This window comes from Treponema vincentii, from assembly GCF_010365865.1.
Taxonomy (GTDB): Bacteria; Spirochaetota; Spirochaetia; order Treponematales; family Treponemataceae; genus Treponema.
In genome coordinates, this window is the sequence record NZ_CP048020.1 from 728,586 (window position 1) to 743,349 (window position 14,764).

Here is a 14,764-nt window from a genome sequence, read left to right on the forward strand (position 1 = left end):
AGAATTGTTGTTGTGTGCTCCAGCGGATGAAGGGAGTCGAACCCTCGTCTCCAGCTTGGAAGGCTGGGGTAATAGCCGTTATACGACATCCGCAAAAAATATGAAGCTACTATACCGGAAAACACCTAATATGTCAATTGGAATCTTTATTTTTACTGCTCGATTTTGTATACTCTATAGTATGATTAAAGCATGTATTTTTGATTTGGATGGAACATTGACCGATACCGTCCGGACACTCGCTTATTTTGTCAATACCGAAACGGCAAAGCACGGATTACCTCCCGCGCCGGTGGAACAGTTTAAGTATTTTGCGGGAAACGGGGCTCGGACGCTTATTCATAGAGTTTTGGCATATCACGGCGTTACGGATGCATCATTGGAAGATACGATTTTACAGGATTACAATGCGGCCTATGATGCCGATTTTTTACACCTCTGCTCTTTGTACGACGGCGTCGCCGATATGATACAAGAGCTGCATAGCAGGGGGATTCAACTCGCGGTTCTTTCGAACAAACCGCAGCCGACTACGCAAAAGATCATCAAAGCTTTTTTTGATGAGGGTACATTTTCTGTTGTTTTTGGGCAGCGGGAAGGGGTTCCGCTCAAACCGAATCCTACCGGCGTATTTGAGATTTTAGGTCTTTTACACCGCCAAAAACAGGAATGCCTCTACATCGGGGACACTGCCGTGGATATAAACACTGGAAAAAACGCAGGCTTGACAACCGTCGGTGTCCTGTGGGGCTTCCGCGACCGTGCCGAACTGGAAGGCGCCGGTGCAGCGAATATAATCGCAAAGCCGCTGGAGCTGCTGCCGCTTGTAACGGCAATCCGGTAATTAGTCTTTTTTCAAAAATAGCACAAGGGCAATCGTGCAGATAATGACATATCCGGCAATGCTGTAACGGTCGGGAACTTCATGGAATAGTAAAAAACCGAACGCTGCGGCAAAGAGGATTTGAGTGTAGTCGAAAACCGCGATATTTTTTGCCGGTGCATAAGAATACGCCGCGGTAACGGTAAATTGCCCTCCTGCGCCTGCTGCACCGGTTGCAATCAGCCAGAAAAGCTGCTGTAAGCTCATCGGCGCAAAACTGTAGAGGAAAAAAGGCAATAGCATCAGCATGGAAGCAGCCGAAAAAAAGAACACTACAAATGTACCGGATGCTTTATGCGTTAACAGATAGCGAACACAGGTATATGCACCGCCTGCACAGAGACCACCGAAACATGCCACTGAGGCTGCAAAGATATGACCCGATCCGGCAAAAGCAGGCTTGATAATTAAGAGGCTTGCGGCAAATGCGCATACCGCTGCGAAAAGTCGGGTAAATCGGATTCGCTCCTTTAAAAACAGAAACGAGAAAAAAATGGTAAAAAACGGCGCAAGCTTTGCCAAGATAGAAGCATCGGCAAGCGCTAAGTGACTGACCGCATAAAAATTGGAAACTAAACCGGCAGTGCCCAATACCGCCCGCAATATAAGGAAGGGAATATTTTTTTTCTGCGGTAGCACAAATTGACGGTTCTTTATCAAAACAAAGAGTGATGTACAACAGGCAATACTGTTCCTAAAAAACGCTTTTTGGATAGACGGTAAATCGCCGGAAAGCTTTGCGCATAAATTCATTACAGTAAAAAAGAAAGCCGAACAAATGATGCACAAGATCCCTTTTTGTGCGGATGTCAATCGAATACTCATAATACCGGTAAAGTATAGCAGAAAGAAAGATAATTGAAAATTGCTTCGCGTGAGTATTTGCATTGTCAGCTGTTTTTAGGTTAAATAATTTTAACACTTTCCTTTTTTGCATAAAAATACTATTTTACTCATAGTTTTTCTCTATTTTTTGTATATTTATGCATATTGTGCTTGACATTTTTTGTATAAGGCCTTAGTATCAAATTAACGGTTGTTTTTAATATACATTTTAAAAGCTGCCGAATGTAGGAGGTATCGCGTTATGATACCCTTACACTATCAAAAGGAGATAACTATGAAAAAAAGAATGTATGCCGCATTTGTTTTGTTGTCTGCCGTACTCTTGAGCCTATCCATCTTAGGGTGTAGCAAAAAAACGGAAACAAAACCGGAGAAAGTCGAGTCGGATGGTAACGGAAAGAATGCTTCGTATCATATCGGTATTGTAACGGGAACCGTCTCCCAATCCGAAGATGATCTCCGCGGCGCCGAAAAACTGATAGAAATGTACGGTTCCGCAAAGACCGGCGGTATGATTCAACATATCACCTATCCTGACGATTTTATGTCGCAGCAGGAAACGACTATTACACAGATTGCCGCTCTTGCGGACGATCCGATGATGAAGGCCATTATCGTCAATCAAGGAATTCCCGGAACTGCAGAGGCGTTTAAGCGCGTTCGAGAAAAACGTCCCGACATATTGTTGTTTGCAGGAGAACCGCATGAAGACCCGCTGGTTATTCAAGCTGCGGCTGATATGGCGATAAGCAATGACTTTGTATCCCGCGGATATACGATTATTTGGGCGGCAAAGGAGCTCGGTGCAAAGACATTTGTGCATATTTCTTTCCCACGGCATATGTCCTATGAAACGCTCGGCCTTCGCCGCCAAATTATGGAAGCCGCATGTAACGATACCGGGGTGAAATTTGTGTTTGAGACCGCTCCCGACCCGACCAGCGATGTCGGCGTTGCGGGCGCTCAGCAATTCATCCTTGAAAAGGTTCCGCAGTGGATTGAAAAATACGGCAAAGAAACTGCATTCTTCTGTACGAACGATGCACATACGGAGCCGCTCTTAAAGCAGCTTTTACAGTACGGCGGCATCTTTGTTGAAGCAGACCTTCCTTCACCGTTAATGGGGTATCCGGGCGCCCTTGGTATCGACCTTACCGAACAGGCAGGGGACTTTGCCGCTATCTTAAAGAAGGTTGAGCAGTCCGTTATCGACAAGGGCGGAGCAGGCCGGTTCGGTACGTGGGCATACTCCTATGGCTTTACCGTCAGTGCCGGTTTGGGTGAATATGCCCGCCGCATTATCGACGGCGAAGCGGAGAAAGGCAGCCTTGCTGATTTGTCAAAAGCGCTGGGTGTCTTTACTCCCAATGCACGGTGGAAGAGCGCATACTATACGGATGCAAATACCGGTGTGCGTGCAAAAAACCAAGCGTTAGTATTTATGGATACTTATATTCTCGGAAAAGGCTTTTTGTCTACAACCGAGCAAGAGGTACCGCAGAAATACTTGAATATGAAATTTAATAAATAGTAGAGAATGGAAACTATTTAAAAAAAGCCTCCTCAGCAGAACGGGTACATGGAAAATTTTGAAGTAAACCTGTTCCGAAACGGAAGTTGCGGAATAGGTTACCTTGAATGCGTGTACCCGTTTTTTTTATCGATAGCAAAGAGGAAACATTGAGATCGGATATCTCTATTGTTTATAAGGATGATAGAAGTTTATGAATAATGATGAAGTTATCTTATCCATCGATCATATTACGAAGGAATTTTCAGGAACGCCCGTTTTGCAGGGGGTGAGTTTTGATGTCCATGCGGGAGAGGTGATTGGGCTGGTAGGAGAAAACGGAGCCGGAAAGACAACGTTGATGAGCATCCTGTTCGGTATGCCGGTGATTGCCGAAACGGGCGGATACGGCGGAACGATTCGGCTGCAGGGCAAAGAGGTCGTGTTCAAAACGCCGTTCGACGCTCTCGGTGCGGGCGTCGGAATGGTGCATCAGGAATTTTCGCTGATTCCGGGTTTTTTCTTCCGGTGAAAATATTATGCTGAACCGCGAGCTCGAACAGGAAAGCATTATCTCCGACCTCTTTGGGCCGCGGCTTACGACGTTAAACCGCAAAGCGATGCGCGAGCGGGGCGCAGCAGCGGCTTAACCAACTCGGGGTTTCGATTAGTGCAAAGACGCTCATTTCCGAAATGCCGGTTGGGCATAAGCAGTTTACCGAAATCGCCCGCGAAATAGACCGCGATAATGTGCGGCTGTTGGTGTTGGATGAACCGACCGCCGTCCTTACCGAATCGGAGGCGGAGGTTCTGCTCAAATCCATCAAGGCGTTGGCGGAGAAGGGCATTGCGGTTATCTTTATTTCTCATCGCTTACACGAAGTTATGGAAATTTGCGACCGGGTTGTCGTATTGCGCGACGGTGTTTCAATCCAAGACACGGAAACCGCAAAAACGGATATGCAGGCGATTGCGGCCGCGATGGTCGGAAGAAAGGTTGAAGGGCAGACGGCCGAAAGAACGGCGCGTCAGTTTGACGAAACCATCCTCGAGGTAAAACACCTGTGGGTGGATATGCCGGGAGAGCTGGTTGATGATGCAAGTTTCTCCGTTAAAAAGGGAGAGATATTCGGTATCGGCGGTTTGGCGGGGCAGGGAAAAATCGGTATCCCCAACGGTATTATGGGGCTGTTCCGTGCGGGCGGTGAGGTTATCTTTAAAGGCAAGCCGCTTGACATCAGCAAAACCTCAAAAGTGCTTTCGGAAGGGATTGCTTTTGTTTCCGAAGATCGGCGCGGCGTCGGTCTTTTACTGGATGAAAGTCTTGACTGGAATATCGCTTTTACCGCTATGCAGGCAAAACATAAATACTTAAAAAAATATCTGGGCGGGTTAATCACCGTCCGCGACGAAAAGGCAATGAAGGCGCTTGCCGACGAGTATATCAAGATGCTGCAAATTAAATGCACCGGTTCCCAGCAAAAGGCGCGGGAGCTTTCCGGCGGTAATCAGCAAAAGCTGTGTTTGGCAAAAGCCTTTTGTCTGGAGCCCGATTTGCTCTTTGTTGCGGAGCCGACGCGGGGTATTGATGTCGGTGCTAAAGCGCTGGTGTTGGAAGCAATCCGCACGTTAAATAAAGAAAAAGGCGTTACCGTTGTGATGATTTCGAGTGAACTTGAAGAGCTGCGGTCTGCGTGCGACCGTATTGCGGTCGTATTCCAGGGTAAGGTTGCGCATATACTGCAGCCGTCCGGAGATCCGGCGGAGTTTGCACTTTATATGGCAGGAGTAAAATAGATGGAACAGTTAAAAAAACAACTTGCGGCATTCGGATGGCCGCGTATTATTATTTTCTTATTCCTCTTGTCGCTGTTTATTGCAGCGCCTTTTGTGAATGTCAGTATCGGCGCATCTCTTTCGGATACAATAAACCGCTTTGGGATGAATGCCCTCTTGGTGCTTGCGATGGTGCCGATGGTGCAGGCAGGCTGCGGTCTTAACTTCGGGTTATCGCTCGGCGTTATCGGCGGACTGCTCGGTGCGACAATCGCGATGGAACTGAACTTAGTTGGATGGGCAGGCTTTTTTTCAGCCGTGTTTTTTACGATATTAATCTGTGCGGTGATCGGCTATGCTTACGGTAAACTCTTGAATCTGATTAAAGGCGAAGAGATGACCATCGCTTTGTATGTCGGCTTTGCTGCGGTTATGTTCATGTCGATTTTGTGGCTGCTGTTGCCGTACACCAATCCGACAATGGTGTGGGGCTATGCGGGAAAAGGCTTACGTACAACCATCACGCTCGAAGGATACTGGCTGAAAATACTGAATAATTTATGGGCGTTTCAAGCAGGTTCATTCGTGTTTCCGACCGGGCTTATTCTCTTTGTCCTTGTCTGCTTTTTTATTATGAAGGTATTTATGAAGACACGGACGGGAACGGCATTGACTGCGGTCGGTTCAAATCCCGAATTTGCGCGGGCGAGCGGTGTGAATATCGATCGAGCGCGGATTATCAGTACGGTGTTGTCCACCGTTATCGGCGGTGTCGGGATTTTGCTGTATCAGCAAAGTTTCGGCTTTATTCAGCTGTATCAAGCGCCGCTCTTTATGGCCTTCCCGGCGGTAGCGGCTATTCTTATCGGCGGCGCATCGGTCAATAAAGCCTCAATTTTAAACGTAATGCTGGGAACATTTCTGTTTCAAGGTATTTTAACAATGACTCCCTCGGTTATTAACAGTGTGCTGCAAACCGATATGTCGGAGGTTATCCGTATTGTGTTGTCAAACGGTATGATTTTGTATGCACTGACGCGGAAGACGCAGGCGGCGAGGTAGATTATGGTATCGTCTAATATGCTTAAAAAGAAGTGGGAAAATTTTTCCGCGGTTGATTTTATTCTGGATAATTTGGTATCCATCATATTTTTGGTTATTTCGTTCCTTGCCATTCCCGTGTCGGGCTTATCGGCGCACCATATTATCGCCGAAATTTTAACGCGGATCGGCAGAAACTCCTTTTTGGTGTTTGCGCTCATCCTGCCGATTATGGCAGGGATGGGGATTAACTTCGGGATGGTGCTCGGCGCGATGGCTGGGCAGATCGGCCTTATTTTTGCAATGGACTGGAGCATCGGCGGTATCTACGGATTGGTATTCGCAGCCTGCATCGGGATGCCGATATCCATCTTGCTTGGGATTGTCGCCGGTTCGGTACTGAACCGTGCCCGCGGGCGGGAAATGGTTACCAGTTATATCCTCGGGTTTTTCTTTAACGGAATTTATCAATTCTTTGTGCTGTACATCCTCGGGTCGGTTATTCCGATGCACAATAAGGCGATTATGCTTTCCCGCGGCTACGGAGTGCGCAATACGCTTGAGTTAGCGCCCGTACGGCAGATGCTCGATACGGCAATCCCGCTCACGATTGCAGGGTTTAAAATTCCGATTCTTTCGTATCTGATTATCATTGCGCTGTGTTTTTTTATCGTGTGGTTTAGAAAGACCAAGCTCGGACAGGATATGCGGGCAATTGGGCAGAATCAGACGGTTGCACTCGCTTCGGGTATTGCAGTTGAACGGACGCGGATTATTTCGATTGTTATTTCTACAGTGCTTGCCTGTATCGGGCAGATTATCTTCTTGCAGAATATGGGAAACATGAGCACTTATAACGCGCATGACCAAACCGGATTCTTTGCCGCTGCGGCAATTCTCGTCGGAGGCGCTTCGGTAAATAAGGCAAATATTAAAAATGTCTTTATCGGCATTATCTTGCTGCACTTTTTGTACATCGTTACGCCGATGGCGGGACAGCACCTTTTTGATTCTGCGATGATCGGTGAATACTTCAGACAGTTTTCCGGCTATGCGGCGATTGCGTTATCGCTTGTTATGCACGCGGCGCGTAATCAAAAGAATGCGGAAAAACAGCGGGCTGCGCTGCGGGCCGAAAGCGGGAGGGCATAATGATTCGGGTACGTTCAAAAAAAGGTCAGCGGCTGGTTAAAATAGGCTTGGTCATTTTTTATTTGCTCATTATGGCGCTTATGTTTTTATTCGGCCGCTCTCATACCGTGCTGATAGACAACAATAGCGATCCGAACGGCGCATATAAAGCGATTGACGGCTGTACCATTTCGTTTAACGGTGAAAAACCTATCGAGATGTTTAAGGGCGACCGCGATAAAATTATGCTGCGGGGTCAGACTCATCATGTAAAGGTTAGCTTCTTTAACGGACAAGAAGATGTTACCGGTACTATCACCATTCCGCTTTTTGAAGATGCGGTGATGGTGTCAATTCCGGCCTTTGTTACAGGCAAAAATGCCGTCAGTCATTTTGAGTTATACGCTCCGACGGAAGAGTAGGGCGGGGATGGGTAACCTAAAATTATGAATTATGATTAGGTGCGCTTTCCGCACCTCTTATCATTGGCCCCCGTTTTTGCTATAGTTTGCGGTATGCCTCAAGATTTTGTTCATTTACACGTGCACTCCGACTATTCGCTGTTGGACGGCGCTTCTTCCATAAAGAAACTGATAACAACCGCCAAAAACCTCGGACAAACAGCCCTCGCGCTGACCGACCACGGCAATATGTTTGCCGCCTTGCGCTTTTTCCGCGAATGTAAGGCGCAGGGGATAAAGCCGGTTATCGGCTGCGAAGTATATGTTGCGAACGGCAGCCGGTTCGCAAAGCCGGAGAATACCAATACCGGCGTCCGCAAATACTTTCACCTTATCCTGCTTGCCGAAACCGAAACCGGCTACCGGAATTTGATGGTGCTGTGCTCCAAAGGCTACACCGAGGGTATGTACTATAAACCGCGCATTGACGAGGAGCTGCTGACACAGTATTCGGAGGGGCTTATCTGCCTTTCAGCCTGTCTTGCGGGAGAATTGCCGTCGCTGCTGTTGCAGGGTAAAAAGGCCGAGGCCGAGGCTCATGTCAGGCGTTACCGCAGCATATTCGGCATCAACAATTACTTTATCGAGCTGCAAAAGCATGGTATCGCCGACGAGGAGAAGGTTGCGCCGATGCTGATTGAGATGGCACGCAAGATAGGCGTGCCGATGGTGGTAACGAACGATGCTCACTATGCGGAGCAAAAGGATGCGGTTGCGCAGGATATTCTCCTCTGTATCGGCACAAAAAAGAACCGTTCCGATACCAACCGCATGAAGTTTGAAACCGATCAATTCTATCTTAAATCGGCAGAGGAGATGGAACAGCTCTTTCCCGGTTATCCCGAAATGTTGTCCAACACCTGCCGCATCGCGGATCGCTGTAATTTTGACATTCCGCAGCCGGGGCCGCTTCTTCCCGTGTATCAAATACCGGAAGATTTTGCGACAAAAGAAGAGTACATCACCCACCTCGTGCACGAGGGATTAAAAAAACGCTACGATCCCGTTACCGAAGAGATGACCCAGCGTGCCGACTATGAACTCGGCATTATCATGAAGATGGATTTTGTCGGGTACTTCCTCATCGTATGGGATTTTATCAACTGGGCGAAGGAGCACGGCATTCCAGTTGGGACGGGGCGCGGTTCCGGGGCGGGTTCCATTGTCGCCTACGCGATGCGGATCACCGATATCGACCCGCTCAAATACAAGCTGCTGTTTGAACGCTTCCTTAATCCCGAACGTATTTCCATGCCGGACTTTGATGTTGACTTCTGCTTCGAACGGCGGCAGGAGGTTATCGACTATGTCCGCAGAAAATACGGCGATGAGAGCGTCGGACAGATTATCACGTTTGGAACCCTAAAGCCGAAAGCCGCGATCAAGGATGTCGGGCGGGTGTTGGAAATTCCGCTCGGCGAGGTCAATGCCATCACTAAAATGATGCCGTCCGATCCCAAGCTCACGTTTGAAAAGGCCTTTGCGGATGTCCCCGAGCTTGCCGAAATGCGCTCCGACCCGCGGTACACGGAGCTTTTTTCCATTGCGGAAAAGCTTGAAGACCTCAACCGGAACACGAGCCTTCATGCGGCGGGTATCGTTATCGGTAAAACGAAGCTGACCGATTATGTACCGCTGTACAAGGATTCCAAAACGGGTAAGACCGCTTCTCAGTTTACGATGGATTTAATAGAAGACTGCGGTTTGGTAAAGATGGACTTCCTCGGGCTTAAGACGCTGACGCTGATTAAGCATACGGAAGATCTCATCAAAAAGCGGGGAGGGGAGTACGCGAACTTCTCCATTGCGCAGATCGATGAGCAGGATGCGGCGACGTTTAAAATGCTCGGCGAAGGAAAGTCCGCCGCGGTCTTTCAGTTTGAAAGTCAGGGAATGCAGAATATTCTGAAACGCGCAAAGCCGGATAAAATAGAAGACCTCATCGCGTTAAATGCCCTCTACCGTCCCGGGCCGATGGCCTATATCGATCAGTTTATCGAATCGAAATTCGATGCATCGAAAATTCAATATCCCGACCCCCTGCCTCGAAGACATATTGTCGGAAACCTACGGCGTTATCGTCTATCAGGAACAGGTTATGCAGGTAGCGCAGCGTATCGGCGGCTACAGCCTCGGTCAAGCGGACTTGCTGCGGCGCGCAATGGGAAAAAGGAAAAAAGAGGTTATGGAGAAGGAGAAAACGCGGTTTATCGAAGGCGCCGTAAAAAACAATTTTAAGGAAAAAGACGCCGACCGTATCTTTGAAATTCTGATTCCCTTTGCCGGTTACGGGTTTAACAAGAGCCATGCCGCCGCCTATTCGGTACTGGCGTATCAAACCGCCTATCTCAAGGCGAATTTCCCTGCGGAATTTATGGCAGCCAACCTCACCAACGAGATTACCTCGACGGATAAGTTGCCGGAGTATATCAGTGAAGCGAACAAGATGGGGCTTGCGCTCCACGCTCCCGATATTAATACCTCGGAAGAATATTTTTCGGTCTATGAAGGAGATATCGTATTCGGGCTGCTCGGTATTAAGGGGGTAGGGGAGCAGGCTGCCCGCGATATTGTCGCTGAACGCACCGCGCACGGCCCCTATAAGTCGTTTATCGATTTTCTTGACCGGCTGGATTTACACACCGTGAATAAAAAGAACTTGGAAGTGCTCATCAAGACGGGGTGCTTCGATAAGCTCGGTCAGAACCGTTCCGAATTGCTGGATAATCTTGAAGCGGCAATGGCGTTCAGCGCGCAGAAAAAAGCGGGCTCGGCAGTCGGTCAAACCAGTCTGTTTGAGGACACCGGCATTAAGGAGTTTTCCGATTTTACCTTTAAGCAGGTCAACGATTTGCCGCAAAAGGAAAAGCTCCGTATCGAAAAGGAGCTGATGGGCTTTTATATTTCCGGCCATCCCCTCGATGAGTACAAAAAGGCGATTGACCGCAGCGCTACCCTGGAGCTGATTAATTTCCGGCGTGCGCAGAAAGAAAAGCTGTATACCATCGTCGGGATGATTACCGGCATCCGCCCCTATCAGACTAAAAACGGCAAATGGATGGGATTCGGCACCTTTGAAGACCGTACCGGCACCATCGATTTAACCTTCTTTTCCAAGGCGTGGGAAGAAAACCGCGCCAATGCGCTGCCTGAAACCGTCTGCGGTCTTATCGGGAAAGTGGACTGCTCGCGCGATACGCCGTCGTTCCTCGTTGAATCGATGGTGAGCATCGACGAGCTGAAAGAGCGTTCGATTAAAGAGGTGCATCTTGAACTTGATCCGCTCATCGAAACCGATTTACAGTTCCAGCCGCTCAAGGATTTCCTCTTCGGCGCACAAGGCACTTGCGATATTTTTATCCATATTACCGATAACGATACCGTCTATCAGGTGAAAGGCTCCTCGCAGCTGAAAGTATCCTCTTCCGATGAATTTATCGAACAGCTGGGGAAGCAATCTGGGGTTCTTCAAGTCTGGAAAGAATAGCTTTTGCAAATATGCGGGGCATCTACTTCGTTGCATCATGAAAAGTGTACGTCCGTGTACACTTTTCATGGCGAATTTCGGCAAAGCCGAAATATCGCTTCTGTTTAAACCAGCGGCATCCGTGCCGCTACTGAAAATCCTCAACGTATCAGAACGGACAAGGATGTCCGTGGATTGAGCAGTAGCGAGTTTTTCGCGAGAAAAACTCGTCGTTGACCAGTGTACAAGGAGGTACACTGGTCAACAGGCTATTAGCAAAAGGCTTACGGAAAAGGCGCAGCTACTTCGTCGCGAGGGCTTTACGGTTTGAATTTTAATCAGTATGTTATACGGAAATGCGATCGGTAAAATTTGCCGATTAATATGAGGAGCCTGCTATGGTGCGTTCGTTATTATTAACTGTTAGGCAGCTTATCAATGTCTATCTCTTTTTATGCTTTATTAAGATTTTGCTGTCGTGGGTTCCCTCTGCGGCATATTCATCATTCGGTCGGATGTTGTCATCCATTTGTGATCCTTATTTGAATTGGTTCAGACGGTTCAGATTTACCCGCATTGGTATGGTTGATTTTTCTCCTGTTTTGTCGCTCGGTATCTTGTCCATTGCGGCGCAGCTTATCACATCCCTTCTGACGACCGGTACCATTTCGCTTTGGGGGCTCTGTGTCAGTATCATAGAACTGGTATGGTCGTTTATCGGCTTTATGTTGAACTTGCTGATCATCTTTTTGATTATCCGGCTGGGGTACGATCTTTTCGGTTCGTCAAGCAGTTCTCCGTTTTGGTATAATTTAGATAGATTTTTAAGTCCCGTTATTGCGAAAGTTACCGGTTTTTTTCCGCAAAAACCGTTGCAGTATCGCACTCGGCTCATATTGACGATTCTCATTATCCTTTTACTCCGTATTGCGCTTGGCCTTTTGGTCGGTTCTCTGTTATTTCAATTTAAAGTGATAAGAATCATCTAAGAACTCCTATATGGATAGCTTCCCTTTTCTATTGTATTTTTACCGGTTTTTGTATATGGTATTATAGAAGAGGGGGATGGGAAATTGTCTTCGGGAAAAAAGCTGATAAAATACAATAGCGAGCTTATCCACGATTTACCGCCGTGGGCACAGGAGCTCGCAACCAAATATTGTACCGAAACGGTCAACCTTTATTTTGTGCACGGCAATATCCGTGACTTTTTACCGCACAACCATCGGGCAAGTGCTCATTTTGTTTTTGTAAAGATATGGGATTATATTTCGGAAGTTATTTTCGGCAATAAAGATATTATCGTATTTTACGATAAATCAAGCGGCGTGTCTTTTTGTATGCAAGAGATGGAGCAAGCCTATATTGCGACGATGCACAGCCGGTATCCCGAAGTCCCCGTCGAAGATTTTTATTCCCGTGATCCCGTCAAAGCCTTTGCGTATCTTGAACGCTATTTTACGCTCAATATGGGCAGCGGCCGCAGAATGGTGCTTATTATCGATTATGCGGAAACGGTTATCCCTGCGGAGGAAATCGGAAACCTCGATGCGGTTGACCGTTACTGCTTGGTTACCCTGAACCGATGGTCGCATGATCCTCAATTTACTAATGAAGATATTTCGGTTGTCATGCTGACCGAGAACCTTGCCGACGTTAACTCCCGGCTTGTTGCCTCTCCGTCAACAGTAAAAGTTGCTATCCCGCTCCCGTCCGAAGCAATCCGTATCCATTTTTTAACGTATTTGCAGAATAAGGAAGAATTGTTGTTGGAGCGGCTTCTCAACGCTGAACGGGTAGGAAAACTGACGTCGGGATTAAATTTATTGAACCTTAATCAGCTGGCAAAAGAGTCGTATAACGAAGACGTACCGATCACGTTTGAATATCTTCGCAAAAAAAAGCAAGAGATTATCGAAAACGAAGCGGGAGGTTTGCTGGAATTTTTGGAAACGGAGCATGACCTCTCGTTTATTGCGGGACATGAATTTGTAAAGAAGCGCTTTAAGTCGATGGCGAAGGCGCTCAAACAAGGAAGAACCGATGTACTTCCGATGGGATATTTAATTTCCGGGCCGATCGGTACGGGGAAGTCCTTCCTTGTTTCGGCATTTGCCGGAGAGATCGGTATCCCGATGGTGCGGCTTAAAAATTTTCATACGCAATGGCAGGGAACAACAGAATCGAACTTGGAAAAAGTGTTGAACATCTTGCGGGCGATGGCACCTGTTGCCGTGATGATCGACGAAGCCGACGCCGTTTTAGGAAACCGTAAAATGCAGGATGGGGCAGGTTCTTCCCGCGTATTTGCGCAAATTGCAAATTTTATGGGCAACACCGATTACCGCGGAAAAATTATCTGGTTTTTGATTACCAGCCGTCCCGATTTGTTGCCGATAGACTTAAAACGGCAGGGGAGAGCAGAGGAGCACTTGGCACTTTTTTACCCCGAAACGCTGGCAGAAAAAGTTGAGATTTTTGAAACGCTGCAACGGAAGCTGAAAATTAAAACAAAAGATATTTCTTTTTCTAATATTATCAACAAAAAACTGAAATTTCCCGTATCCGGTGCGGACATTGAAGCCATTTTGGTTCGGTCGAAAATGAATGCAAGTGCTGACAATCGCATGATGCTGATAACGGAAGATATCGAACAGACAATCGATGATTTTATTCCGCCTTCGTATCCCTATGATATTGAACTACAGAATTTAGTTGCCGTACTCGAATGTACCAGTAAAGAGATGTTACCCAAGCAATATCAAAATATTCCACGTTCAAAACTGGTTGCAGAGATACAGGAATTAAAACAACTCCTTGGAGAAAATTAAAAACCGCTCCGGTCTATTCAAATGGCGAATAGCGTACTCAGAGCGGTTTAAGATGCGTTTCAATAACGCAGCCGTTTGGATTTACATCCAATTATTTACCGGCATTTTGCTCTTCAAGATTCGGCCATGTTAATACTTTTGAACTTAACAATGCGAATTCTTTTGCAGCATTTTTTGCATCGCGAACCGGGATTCCGGCTTCCTTGTTCAATGTCTGTTCAAAGAACAGTTCGATGGATTTAAATACATCCGGGAGTGGGTAAAACAGGAAAGCAAAGTTTATACCTGTAGGTTTTACGATAGTAAATGCAGACAGTGCTTCTTGCGGATCCTTGCTGAAAATAATCTTTGATTGATTCTTTGCAGTGATGATATTTGAATCTTTAAATCGCAGCGGTACCTGAAAGTCACGTTCACGGCAATAGGGTTCCATAGATTTATGCGGATAGTTTTCGGGCTCAACAAACAGGAAAAGCTTTTTCCCGTTTGTTTGGAAAGTTAATCCGTTGCTGGTTAGGTAAATATCCTTTAGGGTCGCATAGGAAACGATCTCGTAAATACTGTACGCAGAATCTTCTTTAAAGAACGATGAAACAATATATCCTTGATCCATCGGCAGTTTCTGTTTTGCATACGCTTCAAAAAGATCCATCGCTTTAACTGTTGCCATACCTGTTCCTCCAAATTATATGCCCTTGTAGATGCAGCATACAATAAAAGTATATGCGATTTTTTTATAAACTGCAACCTTTTGAAAATATGCGATTACGTATCAGACGAGTAAATATAAATCGCAAAATCAGGAGATTGGGCAAGCAT

General features: G+C 46.9%; 9 protein-coding genes, 1 tRNA gene and 2 pseudogenes. 9 read left to right on the forward strand and 3 right to left on the reverse strand.

Annotated features, from left to right (window positions below; translation table 11 throughout):
• Positions 1-21 precede the first annotated feature (21 nt).
• Positions 22-93 (reverse strand) — tRNA-Gly (locus GWP43_RS03410).
• Between the two features lie 88 nt (positions 94-181).
• Here GWP43_RS03410 and GWP43_RS03415 point away from each other — a divergent pair.
• Positions 182-844: an HAD family hydrolase gene (locus GWP43_RS03415; protein WP_162664728.1), complete on the forward strand. Its 663-nt coding sequence runs from the start codon at positions 182-184 to the stop codon at positions 842-844.
• Here GWP43_RS03415 and GWP43_RS03420 read toward each other — a convergent pair whose 3' ends face one another.
• Positions 845-1,702: a DMT family transporter gene (locus GWP43_RS03420; protein WP_414162726.1), complete on the reverse strand. Its 858-nt coding sequence runs from the start codon at positions 1,700-1,702 to the stop codon at positions 845-847. It abuts the gene before it with no gap.
• Positions 1,703-2,003: 301 nt separating this feature from the next.
• Between GWP43_RS03420 and GWP43_RS03425 the strand changes: the two genes are divergently transcribed.
• The 8 genes and pseudogenes from GWP43_RS03425 to GWP43_RS03460 all read left to right on the forward strand — a co-directional run bounded on the left by GWP43_RS03425 (position 2,004) and on the right by GWP43_RS03460 (position 13,945).
• Complete coding sequence (locus GWP43_RS03425) at positions 2,004-3,260, forward strand: DUF3798 domain-containing protein (protein ID WP_162662726.1); 1,257 nt, start codon at positions 2,004-2,006, stop codon at positions 3,258-3,260.
• A 193-nt stretch (positions 3,261-3,453) separates the two neighbouring features.
• Positions 3,454-5,036: pseudogene (locus GWP43_RS03430) on the forward strand (sugar ABC transporter ATP-binding protein).
• A complete protein-coding gene (locus GWP43_RS03435; protein WP_162662728.1) occupies positions 5,037-6,077 on the forward strand; it encodes an ABC transporter permease subunit in 1,041 nt (346 codons plus the stop codon).
• A 3-nt stretch (positions 6,078-6,080) separates the two neighbouring features.
• Positions 6,081-7,208, forward strand: a complete 1,128-nt coding sequence (locus tag GWP43_RS03440; protein ID WP_162662729.1) for an ABC transporter permease subunit — start codon at positions 6,081-6,083, stop codon at positions 7,206-7,208.
• Positions 7,208-7,609 carry a DUF6672 family protein gene (locus GWP43_RS03445; protein ID WP_162662731.1) on the forward strand — a complete coding sequence of 134 codons (402 nt, stop codon included), beginning with the start codon at positions 7,208-7,210 and terminating at the stop codon, positions 7,607-7,609. Before GWP43_RS03440 ends, GWP43_RS03445 begins: the two co-directional genes overlap by 1 nt.
• 93 nt (positions 7,610-7,702) lie before the next feature.
• Positions 7,703-11,135 (forward strand): annotated as a pseudogene (dnaE, locus tag GWP43_RS03450) (DNA polymerase III subunit alpha).
• A 377-nt stretch (positions 11,136-11,512) separates the two neighbouring features.
• Positions 11,513-12,103, forward strand: coding sequence for a YggT family protein (locus tag GWP43_RS03455; protein ID WP_162662732.1), 591 nt, complete (start codon positions 11,513-11,515; stop codon positions 12,101-12,103).
• An 84-nt stretch (positions 12,104-12,187) separates the two neighbouring features.
• Positions 12,188-13,945, forward strand: coding sequence for an ATP-binding protein (locus GWP43_RS03460; protein WP_162662734.1), 1,758 nt, complete (start codon positions 12,188-12,190; stop codon positions 13,943-13,945).
• 91 nt (positions 13,946-14,036) lie between these two features.
• Here GWP43_RS03460 and GWP43_RS03465 read toward each other — a convergent pair whose 3' ends face one another.
• Positions 14,037-14,615 (reverse strand): hypothetical protein, encoded by a 579-nt coding sequence (locus tag GWP43_RS03465; RefSeq protein ID WP_162662736.1) that lies wholly within the window; start codon positions 14,613-14,615, stop codon positions 14,037-14,039.
• Positions 14,616-14,764: the final 149 nt, after the last annotated feature.

Coding starts and splice junctions, on each gene's coding strand:
- GWP43_RS03455 (WP_162662732.1), top strand. CDS start 11,513: ATGGTGCGTTCGTTATTATTAACTGTTAGGCAGCTTATCAATGTCTAT.
- GWP43_RS03445 (WP_162662731.1), top strand. CDS start 7,208: ATGATTCGGGTACGTTCAAAAAAAGGTCAGCGGCTGGTTAAAATAGGC.
- GWP43_RS03425 (WP_162662726.1), top strand. CDS start 2,004: ATGAAAAAAAGAATGTATGCCGCATTTGTTTTGTTGTCTGCCGTACTC.
- GWP43_RS03415 (WP_162664728.1), top strand. CDS start 182: ATGATTAAAGCATGTATTTTTGATTTGGATGGAACATTGACCGATACC.
- GWP43_RS03465 (WP_162662736.1), bottom strand. CDS start 14,615: ATGGCAACAGTTAAAGCGATGGATCTTTTTGAAGCGTATGCAAAACAG.
- GWP43_RS03440 (WP_162662729.1), top strand. CDS start 6,081: ATGGTATCGTCTAATATGCTTAAAAAGAAGTGGGAAAATTTTTCCGCG.
- GWP43_RS03435 (WP_162662728.1), top strand. CDS start 5,037: ATGGAACAGTTAAAAAAACAACTTGCGGCATTCGGATGGCCGCGTATT.